Below are 15,009 nucleotides of genomic sequence, written 5' to 3' on the forward strand. Positions count from 1 at the left end.
GCCGACATATCCCTGACCGCGTGACGGCGCAAGCCCTCTCGCGAAACTGGCGATTGCCTCGCGAGCGGTGGTCCCGGCCCGGCGCGCGGGGAGGTCCGACGGGACGGGCGCAGTAAGTGATGAAATATGAGGCTATGGAATCAGTCGTGCCCCACACGCGTCTTGACCTTGACCGGATCCGCGCGGCCCGCCAGGTGATCCACCCGCAATTCCTGGACACGCCGCTCTACGAGTGCGACGCGCTGGGACACCGGCTTGGCTGCACGGTGAGCGTCAAGCTGGAAACGGCGAACCCGGTCCGCAGCTTCAAGGGGCGGGGCACCGAACTGGTCGCGAGCCGGCTGGCCGGCCAGGGCAGGGAGGCCGCGGTGTGCGCCAGCGCCGGCAACCTGGGCCAGGCGCTCGGCTGGTCGGGTCGCCGCCGTGGTCTCGGCGTGACGGTCGTGGCGTCACGCTGGGCGCCGGCTGCCAAGCTCGATCGGATCCGCGCGCTGGGTGCCGAGCTGGAGCTGGTGGAGGGCGACTTCGAAACGGCCCGCGAGCGGGCGGCGAGCATCGCGCGACAGCGTGACGTGCGATTGGTCGAGGACAGCCTGGACATCGAGACCTGCGAGGGCGCGGCGACCATCGGCCTGGAGCTGGCGAGCGGGACGCCCTCGTTCGACGCCGTCCTGATCGCCCTGGGCGGCGGCGCGATGGCCACCGGCGTGGGCCACGTCATGAAGGCCCTGCTGCCGGCGGTCGAGGTGATCTGCGTGCAGCCCCTCGGCGCACCCGCGATGACCCGCTCGTGGCACGAGCGCCGGGTCGTCACCACCGAGTCGGCCGACACCATCGCCGACGGCGTGGCCGGCCGCTATCCCATCCCCGAGGTCCTGGACGACCTCCTCGAGGTGGCCGACGACGCCGTCCTGGTCCGGGAGGCGTCGATCGTCGCGGGCATGCGGATGCTCCTGGAGCACGCGGGGCTCGTCGCCGAGCCCTCGGCGGCCCTCGGCGTCGCCGCCGTGCTGGAAAACCCTGACCGGTTCGCCGGACGCCACGTGGTCACGATCGTCTGCGGCAGCAACGTCGACCTGGACGTCTATCAGCGCTGGGTCCGCCCGTAAGCGGGCCGAGCGCGAGATCACGCGGGCGATCAAGGAGATCAGGCAGGCCAGGAATGAGCTCCCGCCGGGGCGGAGCTGGGCCCGCGTAACTGTCGGTGGCCATCGATAGAAAGGGGGCCACCGTCAGATCCCCGGCATGAGGAGTGGGCAGTCATGGAGCAGGAATCCGGGCCGGCCGCCCGGCCGCGCGTCGTGGTCTCCGTGTCGACGTCGGTCGACGGGCGAGTGACGCTCGGCAGCGATCGCCTGCTGATGGAGGCCGATGCCGCCCGGATCTGGCAATCCATGCAGCCGGAGGGGGCGCAGGCGGCCGAGGACGCACGTTCGGCGCTGCTGGCCGGTCTGCACCAGCCGCAGGCGGTCCTGGAAGGGAGCGGGTCGCTCGTCACCGACTCCACCGGGCCGCTGACCGGATTGCCCGAAGAGTTCGATGAGCCGGTGGACACACTGTTCACGGACTTCCTGCCCGAGGAGGTCGTCGGGCGGCCAGGGCACGAGAAGTGGTTCACGGTCGTCGACAGCCGGGGCCGGGTGCCGTGGTCGATGAAGCGAAACGGCGGATTCGACCTGCTGGTGCTGGTGGCCCGCGCCACGCCCGCGGCTTATCTGGCCCATCTCCGCCGGGAGCGGATCCCCTACCTCGTCGCCGGCGGGGAACGCGTCGACCTCGCCGCCGCCCTGCGGCGCATGCGCGACAAGCTGGCGGTCACCTGCGTCGTCTCGACGGCCGGGGGCGGGCTCAACGGCGCGCTGCTCCGGGCCGGTCTCATCGACGAGATCCAGCTGCTCGTCATCCCCGCCGCCATCGGCGGGCGCGGCACACCGGCGCTCTTCGACGGCCCCCAGCTCGCGGCCGCAGAGCTTCCCACCCGGCTGCGGTTGCTCTTCGCCCATGTCGGCGGCGACGGGATGCTCTGGCTGCGCTACGAAGTCATCCGCGAGGCCGGCGCCACCTCCTGAACACGAGTCGCGCGTCCCGCCCGAGCGGGACGCGCTCATCCCTCGTTCGACGTCAGCGCACGGGGACCTGCGAGACGGCCGTCCCGCCGCCGGTGGCCTCCCACCCGGCCACGACCTTCGGATCGGTGCCCAGGGCCCGGTCCAGCGTGACCGTCACCGTCGACGTCCCCTCGCGGGGCACGGTGACGACGCGGCCGCCCGCCGTGCCCCGGCCGTCGCGGACGAACAGGTGCGCCTTGCCCGCCGCGCCGGCCCGCAGCCGCACCTTCACCGCACCCTCACCGCGCTTCGCGGAGACGGCCTCGCCGCTCTGCGACGGCTTGGCCGCGGGGCCGCCGGCCGGCGGCACGTGCACGCGGACCGCCTGCTCCAGCGACTGCGGCGAGTCCAGGCTGGACAGGGCCGTGTCGGGGATCACCGGGTCGGCCGGGGTGGTCGGCCGGTCCGCCGGCGGCTCGTATCCGGGCAGCGTCGCGACGCCCCACCGGTACGGGTCACCCTGCACCCCGCCCCACGTCGACCAGCCGATCCGGGTCTGGCCGGTCTTGTCCTGGGTGTCGGAGTCGTACACCAGGACGTTCAGCCCGAGGTGCTTCGGATCGACGGCGGCGGGCAGCACCTCCATCGGGACGGACATCTCCACGGTGTACTCGCCGGTGTACTCCCCGTCGGACACCGCCGAGGCCACCCGCATGCCCGGAGCGGTCTCCTCGCCCGGCCCCTGGTGGTGGTCGGCGTCCCGCAGGAAACACGGCGGGCCCTCGCTGGTCACCGGCAGCACCGCGGCCTTGAACGTCGTGGAGGTGTTCTCGGACGTGCCGCGCGGATCCAGCGTGACCTCCACGGAGTCGGTGCGCCAGTGCCGCTTGCAGTCGGAGGCGGGCAGCCGCGTGCCGAGCACGTCGTCCTTCACGTGGACCAGCAGGTACAGCGTGTCGTCGTGCCAGGCGACCTTGGCCGTGCCCGAGCAGTCGGCCGCCGACGAGCAGGCGTCGCCCTCCCAGCGGCGGGAGACGTCGAGGGCGCTGCCGGAGTACTCGCCGTCGCCCTCGGCGCCGTCGACGGCGGGCGCGGAACCGGCCTGCGGGACGGTGGCCGCGGGCACGAGTTCGAGCGCCGGCCTGCTCGTGCTGGAGCCGTCCTCACCGGTGCTGGCGGTGCTGGTGCCGGTGGTGATGGTGTAGGCGTAGTCGCCGCCCTCGTTGGACGTCTTCAGCGACGGGTCGGAGTTGGTGACGGTGAACGGCACGGTCGCCGACCTGCCCGCCGCCAGGTCGTCGAAGGCGGCCTCGGCCCGATCGGCGGTGAAGCCGTCGGGCAGGTCCAGGCGTACGGTGCCCGACCGGGTGTGCTCGCTCAGGTTCGTGACCACGACGCCGACCTGGCGGGAGCCGCCCGACGGCAGCGTGAGCACCGGGGTGACCAGGCCGCGCAACTGCGGCACGCCCACCTCGGCCACCCACGTGCGGAACTGGGCGACCTGGGGGAGCGGCTGCTGCTCACCGCGGACGGCGGGGCTGAGCTCGACCTGGCGGTCGGTGTAGCCGCCGCCCCGCTCGGTGGTCAGCGTGGCCGCGAGGCGGGCCCGCTCTCCGGCCCGCTGTCCCGCGCCGCCCTCGGGAGGCGTCACCGTGAACGTCGCCTCGCCACTGCGGCCGGGGCCGAGCCTGCCGAGGTCGCCGGACCCGCTGACCCGCCAGCCGTCCGGCACGCGCAGCGCCACCGACGAGCGGCCCAGCGGCGTGCGCGGGGGAGCGGTCGCGGTGACCTCGACGGTGAACGCGGTCCCGGGGCGCACGTCGAACGTACCGGTCCGCAGGGCGAACAGCGTGCCGAGCGGCACGGCGCCCTTCGCCCTGGTCAGCGCGCCGTCGAGGATGGCCGTGGGCGCCGCCGCCGCGTCCGTGCCCGGCTCGGGGAACGGCACCCGCGCGTCCACCTGGGTGAAGAAGTCGCACCCGAGCTGGGCGGGGTCGGCCGGGACGTCGGGGAAGCCGGCCCAGCCCTGGGAGGCGTACGTACGCTGGGCGTCGCGCTCGACGGCGGCCCACGTGGCGCCCTGCGCCGCGGAGGCGCGCCCGCTCCACACGCCGTACACGTTCTGCGCCGGATTGTCCGGCCGGAACGTCGAGGCGCAGTCGGGACCGTTCCTGGAGGTGCCGCGCCCGCCGCCGGTCAGCAGCCGGGCGGGCGCGAACGGACGCAGCCCCTCGCGGCTGATCTGCTCGGGGAACGCCTTGGGGTCGGCCGCCGCGTAGAACGCCTCGACGGCCAGCCGCGCGGCCAGCTGGTGGTTGCCGTGGTTGCCGGGCGTGGGGGCCGGATCCATGGTCAGCAGGATCTCGGGCCTGGTCGTGCGGACGATCCTGACGACCTTCTCCAGCGTGTCGCCGCCCCACACCTGGTCCGTCAGCGGGGCGCTCACCGTGTAGAAGAAGTCGACGTCGTCGAGGTTGAACACCTCGCGCACGCCCGCCTTGCCCACGGCCGTGCGCTCCTCCGCCTCGCGCAGCAGGCCGAGCGCCGGGCCCTCCTCGGGCCCGACAGCGTTGCCGCCGCCCTCGCCCCTGGTCACGGTGACGACGCCGGTGCGTACGCCGTGGTCCTCGTTCCACTGCCCGAGCGTCGACAGGCTGAAGGCCTCGTCGTCGGGGTGGGCGCCGACGAACAGCGCGTCGAGGTCGACGGGGGAGGCGGGGGAGCCGGGTGGGGCGGCGACGGCCGGTGCGGCCGGCAGGACGGCGAGCAGGACGGCCGCCGCCACGGCCAGCCGGCCCACGGCTGTTGGACGCATGGAACCTCCGGATGACTACTCGCGGACCGCCCCTTGGAGCAGCCCGCGGACGAAATGGCGCTGGAGGAACAGATAGAAGATCACGACCGGCGTCGCCACGATCACCGAGCCGGCCGCCAGGAGGGTGAACCCGGAGGTGTACTGGCCCTGGAAGAAGGCCAGACCCAGCGGAGCCGTCCGCAACGACTCGCTGGTCACCATGATCAGCGGGATGAGGAACTCGTTCCAGGTCCACATGAAGACCAGGAGGGTCAGGGTGACGACGGCGGGCCGGGCCGGCGGCAGCAGCACCCGCCACAGGATGCGCCAGCTCGACGCGCCGTCGATGCGCGCCGCCTCGACGATCGCCCGGTTGGACGCCCGGAAGTACGCCCGCATCCAGAACGTGCCGAACGCCACCGACAGCGCGACCTGCGGCAGCGTCACCGACCAGAACGTGTCGATCAGGCCGAGCGTGCGCAGGTCGAAGTAGAGCGGGACCGCGATGGCCTCGCTCGGCATCATGATCCCGACGAGGAACAGGTAGAACAGCGCCGACTGGCCGCGAAAGCGCATCGTGCCGAACGCGTACCCGCTCATGATCGACAGAATCACGCTGACGACCACGACGAACCCCGACACCAGCAAGCTGCTGCGCAGGTAGGTGCCGAAGTGCCCGATCTCCCAGGCCGCGGCGAAGTTGCCGAGCCCGGACGTCCCGCCGCTGTCGGCGGGGCCGAGCGCGGCCGACAGGATCGTCACGATGGGGAAGAGCGCGAAGGCGGCGAACGCCGACAGGATGACGTAGTTGGCCACCCGCTCCGCGCGCGAGATCACGTGGTGCTCCTGTCCGCGAACCGGTTGATGCCGAACGAGATGGCGAAGATCACGACGGTGAGCGTCACGCCGATGGCCGCCGCCGAGCCGACCTGGCCGAGCCCGAAAGCCCGGTGGTAGACCTCGTACGACGGCACCGACGTGGAGTCGCCCGGGCCGCCGCGCGTGGTGACGTACACCAGGTCGAACGTGCGCAGCGCGGCGATCATGGTCAACGTCAGCGCCACCGCGATCTCCCCGCGCACCGACGGCAGCGTGACGGCGAAGAACTCCTTGACGGCGCCGGCCCCGTCGAGCCGCGCCGCTTCGTACAACTCGCCGGGGATGCGGCTCATGCCGGCCAGCAGCAGCACGGTCACCAGCCCTGTCTCGAACCACGTGCCGACCACCCCGACCGCGGGCAGCGCGAACGTGTGGTCGCCCAGCCAGCCCCGCGTCAGCGAGTCGAGTCCGAGCGCGCCGAGCAGGCTGTTCAGCGTGCCGTCGGGGGCGTAGATGCGCCGCCAGGCGACGGCCACCACGACCATGGCGATCACCTGCGGCAGGAACACCACCGTGCGGAAGAACCCGAGCCCGCGGACCTTGGCGTGGTGGAGGATCGCCGCCAGCACCAGCCCGATGGCCAGCGGCACGACCGCGTAGAACACCATGAGCACCAGGGCGTGCCCGAAGGCCGCCCGCAGCCCTTCGTCGGCGACGACCGCCACGTAGTTGTCCAGGCCCGCCCAGCGGCCGAGCGACAGCCCGTCCCAGTCGAAGAACGACAGGTGGACCGCGCGGCCGATCGGGTAGAGCAGGAACGCCGCGTAGATCACGAACGCCGGGAGCAGGTAGAGGTAGGCGACGCGGCGCGGCTCCCCCGGGGGCCGGGCCGCGCCCGTCCGCTGGGTCACCCGTTGCTCTCAGCGAACGTCTTGTAGTCCTTCTCCAGCGTGGCCAGGAACTCCTGCGGGCTCGCCTTCTCCGCCAGCAGGTCCTGCAGCGCCGCGCCCAGTGTGTCGGCGAACGTCGGGGTGGCGTAGTCGAGGTAGGGGACCAGCCCGTTCTGCTCGGTCACCGTGCCGAACGCGGTGAAGACGTCCTGCTGCGGGCCCTCGGCCACCTTCTGCGCGGCCGTGTCGGCGACGGGCAGGTTGCCGGTGTCGGTGAGCACCTTCATCGCGTCGGCGCTGGTGATGAAGTCGATGTACGCCGCCGCCGCCTCGGGGTGCGGGCTCTTGGCCGTGATCGCGAACGGCAGGCCGGTGCCCCCGGTCGCGATGGGCGCGGCGCCGGCCGTGGCGCCCGGCGGAAGCATGAAGCCGACGTCGTCGCCCAGGTTCTTCTGCAGGTCGGCCAGGAGCCACGTGCCGGCGATCATGAAGACGCCCTCGCCCTTGCCGAACGCCTGCCATGCCGGGTCGTAGCCCTGCCCGTTGAAGCCCTTGTTGAAGTAGCCCTTGCGGACCCAGTCGACGAGCTGCTGGGCGGCCCTGGTGTTCTCGGGCGTGTTCCACGAGGCGCCCTTGCGGCCGAAGGCCAGCGTGCGGATCTGGCCGGCGGGTACGTGGCGGCTCTGCACGGTGCCGAACACGTGCACGGCGGGCCACTTGTCGAGGTTGCCCAGCTGCATCGGCACCTCGCCGGCCGCCTTGGCCTTGGCCAGCGCCGCCTGGAACTCCTCCCAGGTCTTCGGCGGCTCCAGACCCAGCTCGGTGAGCTTGGCGGCGTTGTAGAAGATGCCGACGACCTCGCCGACCTGCGGCAGGCCGTACAGGTTGCCCTCGCCGAACAGCTTGCCGTCGGCGCTGTAGCGCGAGTAGCGCAGCACCGACTCCGGATAGCGCTCCTTCCACCCGTACGCCTCGGCGTAGGCGTCGAGCGGCAGCAGCTGCCCGGCCTTGACGAACGCGCCCATCGACGAGCGGCCGTTGTTGGCCTCCACCACGTCGGGCGGCGTGTTGCCGCTGAGCGCCAGACGCAGGGTGGTGTTGAGGTCGTCGAAGGACTGGGACCTTCGGTTGAGCTTGATGTTGGGGTATTTCGCCTCGAACGCGGCGTTGAGCTGTTTCATCTGGGCCGCCTGTCCGCCGCGTACCTCCTGGTCCCAGACGGTGAGCGTGACGTCGCCGAGGGTCGCGGCGTCGGTGCGGACCGCCGACGCGCTCGGCTGCGCGGGGGTGGCCGCCGGCGGGGCCGAGGAGCCGGGCGCGCACGCCGTGAGGGCCAGGGCCGCCGCGGCGAGCGCGGCGAGCGTCCTGGAACCCGGCGATCTCGTGCTCCGGCCTTCTCGCGTCGGGGCGATCATGGTGTTACTCCTTCTGCGCAGGCACGCGAGACGTGGCCGGGCCCTCGTCGCCGGGGTCGCCGGACGCCTCGTGGGGGGTCTGGTGCGGCTGCGTACCCGTGGCTCCGGGCGGCATGCCCACGTCGGCGTAGCGGGCGATGGTGGCCGCGGCGCGGCGGACCGCGCCCACCGGGACGGTGGGCACCAGCCGGTCGAGGAAGGCGTAGCGGCGGGCCAGCGAGCTGCCGTAGGCGCCGCTGTGGTCGGCCGCCGCGCGCACCTCGTGCCACCAGTCGGCGATGTCGCCCCAGCCGGGCGCGGCCAGCGAGCCGCCGAACTGCTGCACCGCGAGCCCCGCGCAGACCTGCGCGAAGGCCAGCCGGTCGGCGAGCGGCCAGCGGCACAGCGTGCCGAGCACGAGCCCGGCGCCGAAGACGTCGCCCGCGCCGGTGGGGTCGAGCGCCGTCACCCGTGGCGCGGGGACGAACGCCTCCTCGCCCGTCGTGGAGTCGATGGCCATGGCGCCGTTGGCCCCGTCGGTCACCACCGCGAGGGGGACCTTGTCGGCGATCGCGTAGAGCGCGTCGCGCGGGGTGTCGGCGCCGGTGTAGGCCATCGCCTCGATCGCGTTGGGCATGAACGCGTGGCAGAAGGACAGCTGATCGAGCATCGACGCCGGCCAGGAGCCCGACGGATCCCAGCCGACGTCCGCGAAGATGAGGGCGCCGTTCCGGTGGGCCGGCTCGGCCCAGTTGCTCGAGCCGCCGGGCGAGCCGAGCGGCTCGTCGGGAGAGATCGTCACGATCACCGCCCTGGAGCGGGGCGGGGAGCCGATCATCTCGGCGCTCGCCATGGGGGCGGGGTGGCCGTGCGTCACCATGCTGCGGTCGCGGTCGACCGCCATCGAGACCGTCACCGGCGAGTGCCAGTGCTCGAAGCGCCGCGACCTGGACAGGTCGACCGCCTCCTGCTCCTCTAGCGTGCGCCAGCAGAAGTCGCCGTAGTCGTCGTCGCCGAACGCGGCGGCCAGCGCGGTGCGCAGGCCCAGCCGGCTGGTCGCGATGGCCAGGTTGGCGATGCCGCCGGGGCACGAGCCCATGCCCTCGGCCCAGATCTCGGTGCCCGCGGCGGGCATGGCGGGCAGGCCGGTGAAGATGATGTCGAGGAAGACGGTGCCCGCCAGGAACACGTCGAACTGCGGACCCTCCGGGGTGCGCTCTTCGGCGAGAGGGTCGTACGCCTGGGCAGACACGGGGATGGGGCCTCCTCGACACTGTGATGGTGCGCAATCTTGCATGTTTGCTCGCGTACTTCAAGTGCTTTGCCGGTGTTTTTGCGCAGTGATGCTCACTCTTGCGCGGATTTGACTGATAGACTCGCGCCGTGCTTCAGCGCCTCCGGCATGCCGAGATCATGCGAAGGGTCCGGCTCTCCGGCGCGACCAGCGTCCGCGATCTCGCCAGCCAGCTCGGCGTGAGCCCGTCCACCATCCGCAGGGACCTGGAGGTGCTCGACCGCGACGGCACGCTCAGGCGGGTCCGCGGCGGCGCCCTGGCCGACGCCGACGACGACCGGCCCTTCGCCGAGGTGGCCGGGGTCGACGAGCAGGACAAGGAGGCCGTGGCCGCCCGGGCCGCGCAACTCGTCGCCGACGGCGAGGTGCTGCTGCTCGACATCGGCACCACGACGATGCGGCTGGCCCGGCGGCTGCGCGGCCGGCGGGTCACGGTGGTCACCTCCAGCCTGGCCGTGCTCGACGCGCTCCGCTCCGATTCCGCGGTCGAGCTGCTGCTGCTCGGCGGCATGGTGCGCAGGACGTACCACTCGCTGGTCGGGGTGCTCACCGAGGCGGCGCTCAGCCAGGTCGTCGCCGACCGGGTGTTCCTGGGAGCCAGCGGGGTGCGGCCCGACGGGCAGCTCGTCGACACCACGCTGGCCGAGGTCCCGCTGAAGCGCGCCATGATCGCGGCGGCCGAGCAGGTGGTGCTGCTCGTCGACCGGCACAAGTTCCCCGGCACCGGCGCCCTGCGGGTGTGCGGGCCCGAGGACATCGACGTGATCGTCACCAATGAGGGCGCCGACGAGACGACGCTGGGCGCCTGCGTCGCCGCGGGCGCCCAGGTGCTTCTCACATGAAGGGGTGCGGATGAGACTGGCCGTCCTCGGCGGCGGAGGCTTCAGGGTCCCGCTCGTCTATGGCGCGCTCCTGCGCGACGCCGCCAAGCCGCGCGTGGAGGAGGTGGTGCTCCACGACGTGTCCGCCGAGCGGCTCGAGGCCGTCCGGCACGTGCTGCGCTCCCAGGCCGCCGGGCACGACGACCCGCCCGAGGTGCGCGTCACCACCGACCTGGACACCGCGCTGCGCGACGCGGACTTCGTCTTCTCCGCCATCCGCGTCGGCGGGCTGGCGGGCCGCGTCGCCGACGAGCGGGTCGCTCTGGAGCTGGGCCTGCTCGGCCAGGAGACGACCGGCCCGGGCGGCATCGCCTACGGCCTGCGCACCGTCCCCGTCGCGGTGCGGGTGGCCGAGCGGGTGGCCGCCCTCGCCCCCCAGGCCTGGGTCATCAACTTCACCAACCCCGCTGGCATGATCACCGAGGCCATGCGCCAGGTGCTCGGCGACCGCGTGATCGGCATCTGCGACTCGCCGATCGGGCTGGTGCGCCGGGCCGCCGCCGCGCTCGGGGTCGACCCGGCACGCGTGTCGCCCGCGTACGTGGGGCTCAACCACCTCGGCTGGCTGTGCGGCCTGACCCACCAGGGGGAGGACGTCCTGCCCCGCCTGCTCGCCGACGACGCGGCGCTGCGGCAGGTGGAGGAGGCCCGCGTCTTCGGCGCCGACTGGGTGCGCACGCTGGGCGCGATCCCCAACGAATACCTGTACTACTACTACTTCACCCGCGAGTCGGTCGCCGCGATCTCCGGCCGCACCCGCGGCGAGACCCTGCTGCGGCAGCAGGACGACTTCTACGCGGCCGTGCGGGCCCGGCCGGGCGACGCCCTGGCCGCATGGGAGAGGGCACGCAGGGAGCGCGACGAGTCGTACATGGCCGAGGCCCGTGACGTGACCGCGGCCGGCGAGCGCGACGCCGCCGACCTGGAGGCGGGCGGCTACGAAGGCATCGCGCTCGCCCTCATGGCCGCCATCGCGCGCGGGGAGCCGTCCACCATGATCCTCAACGTGCGCAACGGCGGCGCGGTGCCCGGGCTGCCCGCCGAGGCGGTCGTGGAGATCCCGTGCGCGGTGGGCGGCGGAGGAGTGCGGCCGCTGGCCGCCGGCCCGCTCCCCGGCCGCTTCCTCGGCCTGGTCCAGCAGGTGAAGGCGGTGGAGCAGACGGCCATCGAGGCGGCGCTGTCGGGGTCGCCGCGGCTGGCGGCGGCGGCGTTCGCGCTGCATCCGCTGGTCGACTCGGCGGGGGTGGCCCGCGACCTGCTCGACGGCTACCGGGCCCGCATCCCGGAGCTGGACGCGGTCTTCTCCCGGCCCTGATCCGCGCGGGCCTCTGACGCGCGGCGACTCACTCACCAGGACACAGGAAGGGCCTGTCACCAGCTGAGCACCCGCAACGGGGCCCAGTCCCCGGCGGGCTCGGCTCGCGTGCGCAGCTCCGGCACGGCATCGCGCAGCACCTTGATCCCGAGCGGCACGAGCACCAGGCACAGGGCCGCGCCTGACAGAACCCCGTCGATCAGCTCGCTCCTCTTCAGCACACCGGTCCACAACCAGCCCGAGAACAGGAACAACACCAGCCGCCCGGTGCCGAACGTGCCCGAGCGGAATGCGGCCAGACCGAGCAGCAGTGTCCCGATGTAGAGGCCGAAGGCCGCCGAAACCGGCACGCGCCAGGGCCCGTAGGAGATGTCCGCGTACAGGTCCATCACGATCTCGGTGGTGCGCTCCAGCCCGAGCGTCCCGATGAGCTGCAGGGCCGTCTCGTCCACACCCGCCCAGTACAGGCGCGAGAACAGTCCCACGACCACCATCGCGCCGCCCACGCGGGCCGTCCAGGGCGATCGGGCAGCGGCCACCCGGGCCAGGACGACGATGGCCAGGCACAACACGATGGCTCCCGCCGTGTAGCAGGCGTACCCGGCCGTGGCCAGCCCCGGGTTCACGGTGTAGGCGGCCAGCTGCTCAGGCGCGGCGAACGGCTGCGTGGCGAAGTACGCCCGCTGCCGCGGCGTGAACTCCGCCGTGCTCTGCGCCAGGTGGCGCAGCGTCAACCCGGCGAACCACAGGAGCGGCCCGAGCACCAGGGCGCCGCCTCCGAGGAAGCGCCCGGGAAACCAGGCGTTGGGGTGAACCGACGTGGGAGCGATGGTGATCGGTGGCATGCCAGGAAGCCTGGCGCGCGGGGGGAGGCCGCCACATCTGCCGTTCGGCACGTAGGAATGTTGACTTTAGTCGGGGGTGCCGCAGAGAACTGATCCGTGAGACAGCGCATAGGTGCGACGGGCGTCGTTCAGGTTCTGAACATCCCTGCCACTCCCTTTCATGCCCCATAATAGGGAGTGTTATGGAGCATTACACCGTGGAGCAGGTGGCGGCCCAGCTGGGGCTGCACGTCAAGACCGTGCGTAACTACGTGCGATCCGGACGGCTGCCCGCCGTCCGGATCGGCAAGCAGTACCGCATCACCAAGGAGGACCTGGCGGCGTTCACCGGCCTGCCGGTCGCCGCGCCCGCTCCCGCGCGCCGCGCCGAGGTGTCGAGCATCGTGCAGATCGACGGCATCGCCAGGGCCGACATGGATCGCGTCAGCACGATGGTCCTGGGCGCCCTGGCCGGCGAGCCACGCGGGCTGCGCGTGGAGTTCGTCCACGACGAGGAGCGCTCCCACTTGAAGATCATCGTTCTGGGCGGGCTCGAGGAGACCGCCCAGGTGTTGCGGATCGTCGACGCCCTCGTGCGCGAATGACCTCGCCGCCGAACCCGATCACTGACCGGATCACCGTCTGGAGACCACCATGCCCGACCTGTACGTCTGCGACCCGCACGGCGAGCCCCTGCGCGAGGCCCGCGACGCGCTCGACCTGATCGGCGAGGCCTGGGGGCGGCAGGCCACCTGGGTGGCCGTCCCCATGGAGCGCCTGCACGACGACTTCTTCGTCCTGCGCAGCGGTGTCGCGGGAGAGTTCGCGCAGAAGTTCGTCAACTACCGGATCGGCCTGGCGGTGGTCGGCGACGTCTCGCGTCACGCCCCTCCCGGCTCCGCGCTGGAGGCGTGGGTGACCGAGTCGAACCGGGGCGAGCACATCTGGTTCGTACGCGACCTCGACGAGCTGGCGGAACGGCGGTCGGGCCGGGACGACCCCGCCGATCCGCGCTGAGGCGAGCGGGCCGGCCGGGGCTCAGCCGGACTTGACGGCCGCCTCGATGCCGTCGAGGAGCACGGCCAGGCCGACGGCGAACGTCTCGCCGACCCGGTGTTCGAGGTAGGGCTCGTCCGTCGCGGGCTCGTCGTCCTCCGACTCCACCCACGTCACCATGGGGAACCGGGCGGCGAACCCGGGCGCCACCTCCTCCAGCAGCGACGAGCGGGCCTGCCACCACTCCTCGTCGGACACCCCGGTCGCCGACGGCGCCTGCCGCGACTCGGAGACCGTCCTCGCCGCACCTCGGACGAAGTCGGACAGCAGCGCCACGACCCCCCGCAACCGGCGCGGCCGCAGGCCGGTCTCGCGCAGGATCCGGACCAGGCCCTCCAGCACCGCGAACTCGTTGGGCCCCAGCACCGGCCGCGCCTGCGACACCTGCAGCACCCACGGATGCCGCAGGTAGAACGCCAGCACGTGCTCGGCCCACGACGTGACGGCCGCCCGCCACCCGCCGCTCAGGTCGTGCCCGGTGGGCACCTCCGCCAGGGCCCGGTCGTACATCAGGTCGACCAGCTCGCCCTTGCTCGGCACGTAGGTGTAGAGCGCCATCCCGGTGCGGCCGAGCCGCTCGCCGACCCTGCGCATGGACAGCGCCGCCATGCCCTCGCTGTCGGCCACGGCGATGGCGGCGTCGACGATCGCGTCGACGCTCAGCCCCGGCTTGGGGCCGGGCCGCACCTCTCCCGGCCCTCCCGTGCGCCACAGCAGTGCCATCGAACGGCGTGCGTCACCCTGCCCGGCGAAGACGACCAACGCGGAACTCCCCACGCGGAACAAACTCTTTACGCCATAAAGGCTATCAGCGGGCGCCTCTGCGGGCGGCCACCGCGGCGATCATCTCCCAGGCCGCCTCCGGGTGGAGTGTCTCGTCCGGGTCGCCGGAGAAGGGGTCGAGGACGACGGTCTCCGCACCGAGCAGGCGCAGTTGCTCGAGGTCGTCGGCGATCTGCTCGATCGTGCCCTCACCCGCGAGCCGGTCGGGGCCCGTGACGGGCGACGCGGTGACCCGCAGCAGAATCCTGGGCGCCAGGTCGGGCGCCGGCCGTCCCTGCTCGGCGGCGAGGTCTTCCAGCCGCGGCCACGTCTCCCGCAGGTAGGACATGGTGTTCTTGAGCGGGTGCCAGGCCTCGCCGAACCGTGCCGCCCTGCGCAGCGCCGCGTCGCTGTTGCCGCCCACCCAGATCGGTATGGCGCCGGAGCGGTAGTCGTGCTCGGCGGCCCAGGCGGCGCGGATCGCCGCGAGATGTTCGTCGGTCAGCCGGCCGCGCCGCTCGTGCGCCACGCCGAGCGCCTCGAACTCCTGCCGCGCCCACCCGACGCCGACACCCAGCACCAGCCGCCCGCCGCTGAGGTCGTTGAGGTTGGCCGCCATGCGGGCCACGAGCAGCGGGTGCCGGTAGGGGACGATCAGCACGGTCGTGCCGAGGGCGATGCGGCTGGTGCACCCGGCGAGCCAGGCGAGGGTGGTGAAGGGCTCGTAGAAGGGCGCCGGATATTTCTGCGCCACGTCGGGGGTGATCACCACGTGGTCGGACACCATCAGCAGGTCGAACCCCAGCCCTTCGGCGGTCTGCGCCCACCGCCGCAGGATGCCGGGGTCGGTGCCGGGGCCGAAGTTGGGCACGTTCACGCCAAGTCGCACCGGGCCAGGCTACCGAACGCGGACGACCGGAGGGCGCGGCGGA

At 72.7% G+C, this 15,009-nt stretch carries 14 protein-coding genes; 6 read left to right on the forward strand and 8 right to left on the reverse strand.

Going from position 1 to position 15,009, the window contains the following annotated elements:
* The first annotated feature begins 134 nt into the window (after nt 1–134).
* Nucleotides 135–1,109 (forward strand): pyridoxal-phosphate dependent enzyme, encoded by a 975-nt coding sequence (locus tag ABGA98_RS39965; protein ID WP_347623675.1) that lies wholly within the window; start codon nt 135–137, stop codon nt 1,107–1,109.
* Between the two features lie 153 nt (nt 1,110–1,262).
* The gene (locus ABGA98_RS39970; RefSeq protein WP_347623676.1) at nt 1,263–2,069 is read left to right on the forward strand and encodes a dihydrofolate reductase family protein; all 807 of its coding nucleotides are present in this window, start codon (nt 1,263–1,265) and stop codon (nt 2,067–2,069) included.
* Between the two features lie 52 nt (nt 2,070–2,121).
* On the opposite strand, the gene ABGA98_RS39975 is transcribed toward ABGA98_RS39970, so the two are convergent.
* The 5 genes from ABGA98_RS39975 to ABGA98_RS39995 are packed head-to-tail and all read right to left on the reverse strand — an operon-like array spanning nt 2,122 to nt 9,197.
* A complete protein-coding gene (locus tag ABGA98_RS39975) occupies nt 2,122–4,863 on the reverse strand; it encodes a sugar-binding protein (RefSeq protein WP_347623677.1) in 2,742 nt (913 codons plus the stop codon).
* 15 nt (nt 4,864–4,878) lie between these two features.
* Entirely contained in the window at nt 4,879–5,679 is an 801-nt protein-coding gene (locus ABGA98_RS39980; RefSeq protein WP_347623678.1) for a carbohydrate ABC transporter permease, read from the reverse strand.
* The gene (locus ABGA98_RS39985) at nt 5,676–6,572 is read right to left on the reverse strand and encodes a sugar ABC transporter permease (RefSeq protein WP_347623679.1); all 897 of its coding nucleotides are present in this window, start codon (nt 6,570–6,572) and stop codon (nt 5,676–5,678) included. Before ABGA98_RS39985 ends, ABGA98_RS39980 begins: the two co-directional genes overlap by 4 nt.
* The gene (locus ABGA98_RS39990) at nt 6,569–7,966 is read right to left on the reverse strand and encodes an extracellular solute-binding protein (protein ID WP_347623680.1); all 1,398 of its coding nucleotides are present in this window, start codon (nt 7,964–7,966) and stop codon (nt 6,569–6,571) included. The genes ABGA98_RS39985 and ABGA98_RS39990 overlap by 4 nt, the downstream gene beginning before the upstream one ends.
* A gap of 4 nt (nt 7,967–7,970) precedes the next feature.
* Nucleotides 7,971–9,197 carry a PfkB family carbohydrate kinase gene (locus tag ABGA98_RS39995; RefSeq protein WP_347623681.1) on the reverse strand — a complete coding sequence of 409 codons (1,227 nt, stop codon included), beginning with the start codon at nt 9,195–9,197 and terminating at the stop codon, nt 7,971–7,973.
* A 131-nt stretch (nt 9,198–9,328) separates the two neighbouring features.
* Between ABGA98_RS39995 and ABGA98_RS40000 the strand changes: the two genes are divergently transcribed.
* Complete coding sequence (locus ABGA98_RS40000) at nt 9,329–10,081, forward strand: DeoR/GlpR family DNA-binding transcription regulator (protein ID WP_347623682.1); 753 nt, start codon at nt 9,329–9,331, stop codon at nt 10,079–10,081.
* A gap of 10 nt (nt 10,082–10,091) precedes the next feature.
* Nucleotides 10,092–11,435 carry a 6-phospho-beta-glucosidase gene (locus tag ABGA98_RS40005; RefSeq protein WP_347623683.1) on the forward strand — a complete coding sequence of 448 codons (1,344 nt, stop codon included), beginning with the start codon at nt 10,092–10,094 and terminating at the stop codon, nt 11,433–11,435.
* A 56-nt stretch (nt 11,436–11,491) separates the two neighbouring features.
* Here ABGA98_RS40005 and ABGA98_RS40010 read toward each other — a convergent pair whose 3' ends face one another.
* A complete protein-coding gene (locus ABGA98_RS40010) occupies nt 11,492–12,280 on the reverse strand; it encodes a hypothetical protein (RefSeq protein ID WP_347623684.1) in 789 nt (262 codons plus the stop codon).
* 182 nt (nt 12,281–12,462) lie between these two features.
* Between ABGA98_RS40010 and ABGA98_RS40015 the strand changes: the two genes are divergently transcribed.
* Together ABGA98_RS40015 and ABGA98_RS40020 are read left to right on the forward strand one after the other, a co-directional pair.
* A complete protein-coding gene (locus ABGA98_RS40015; RefSeq protein WP_347623685.1) occupies nt 12,463–12,864 on the forward strand; it encodes a helix-turn-helix domain-containing protein in 402 nt (133 codons plus the stop codon).
* A 49-nt stretch (nt 12,865–12,913) separates the two neighbouring features.
* A complete protein-coding gene (locus tag ABGA98_RS40020; protein WP_347623686.1) occupies nt 12,914–13,276 on the forward strand; it encodes a DUF4180 domain-containing protein in 363 nt (120 codons plus the stop codon).
* A gap of 21 nt (nt 13,277–13,297) precedes the next feature.
* Here ABGA98_RS40020 and ABGA98_RS40025 read toward each other — a convergent pair whose 3' ends face one another.
* Nucleotides 13,298–14,077, reverse strand: coding sequence for a TetR/AcrR family transcriptional regulator C-terminal domain-containing protein (locus ABGA98_RS40025; RefSeq protein ID WP_347623807.1), 780 nt, complete (start codon nt 14,075–14,077; stop codon nt 13,298–13,300).
* Between the two features lie 46 nt (nt 14,078–14,123).
* Nucleotides 14,124–14,966 (reverse strand): LLM class flavin-dependent oxidoreductase, encoded by an 843-nt coding sequence (locus ABGA98_RS40030; protein WP_347623687.1) that lies wholly within the window; start codon nt 14,964–14,966, stop codon nt 14,124–14,126.
* Nucleotides 14,967–15,009 lie beyond the last annotated feature (43 nt).

Source organism: Nonomuraea sp. B1E8 (genome assembly GCF_039871515.1).
In the GTDB taxonomy this organism is placed as follows: Bacteria; Actinomycetota; Actinomycetes; order Streptosporangiales; family Streptosporangiaceae; genus Nonomuraea.

Excerpts from the sequence above, each read along its gene's own strand:
- ABGA98_RS39975 (WP_347623677.1), bottom strand. The coding sequence starts at position 4,863 with ATGCGTCCAACAGCCGTGGGCCGGCTGGCCGTGGCGGCGGCCGTCCTG.
- ABGA98_RS39965 (WP_347623675.1), top strand. The coding sequence starts at position 135 with ATGGAATCAGTCGTGCCCCACACGCGTCTTGACCTTGACCGGATCCGC.
- ABGA98_RS40005 (WP_347623683.1), top strand. The coding sequence starts at position 10,092 with ATGAGACTGGCCGTCCTCGGCGGCGGAGGCTTCAGGGTCCCGCTCGTC.
- ABGA98_RS39990 (WP_347623680.1), bottom strand. The coding sequence starts at position 7,966 with ATGATCGCCCCGACGCGAGAAGGCCGGAGCACGAGATCGCCGGGTTCC.
- ABGA98_RS40020 (WP_347623686.1), top strand. The coding sequence starts at position 12,914 with ATGCCCGACCTGTACGTCTGCGACCCGCACGGCGAGCCCCTGCGCGAG.
- ABGA98_RS39970 (WP_347623676.1), top strand. The coding sequence starts at position 1,263 with ATGGAGCAGGAATCCGGGCCGGCCGCCCGGCCGCGCGTCGTGGTCTCC.
- ABGA98_RS40010 (WP_347623684.1), bottom strand. The coding sequence starts at position 12,280 with ATGCCACCGATCACCATCGCTCCCACGTCGGTTCACCCCAACGCCTGG.
- ABGA98_RS40015 (WP_347623685.1), top strand. The coding sequence starts at position 12,463 with ATGGAGCATTACACCGTGGAGCAGGTGGCGGCCCAGCTGGGGCTGCAC.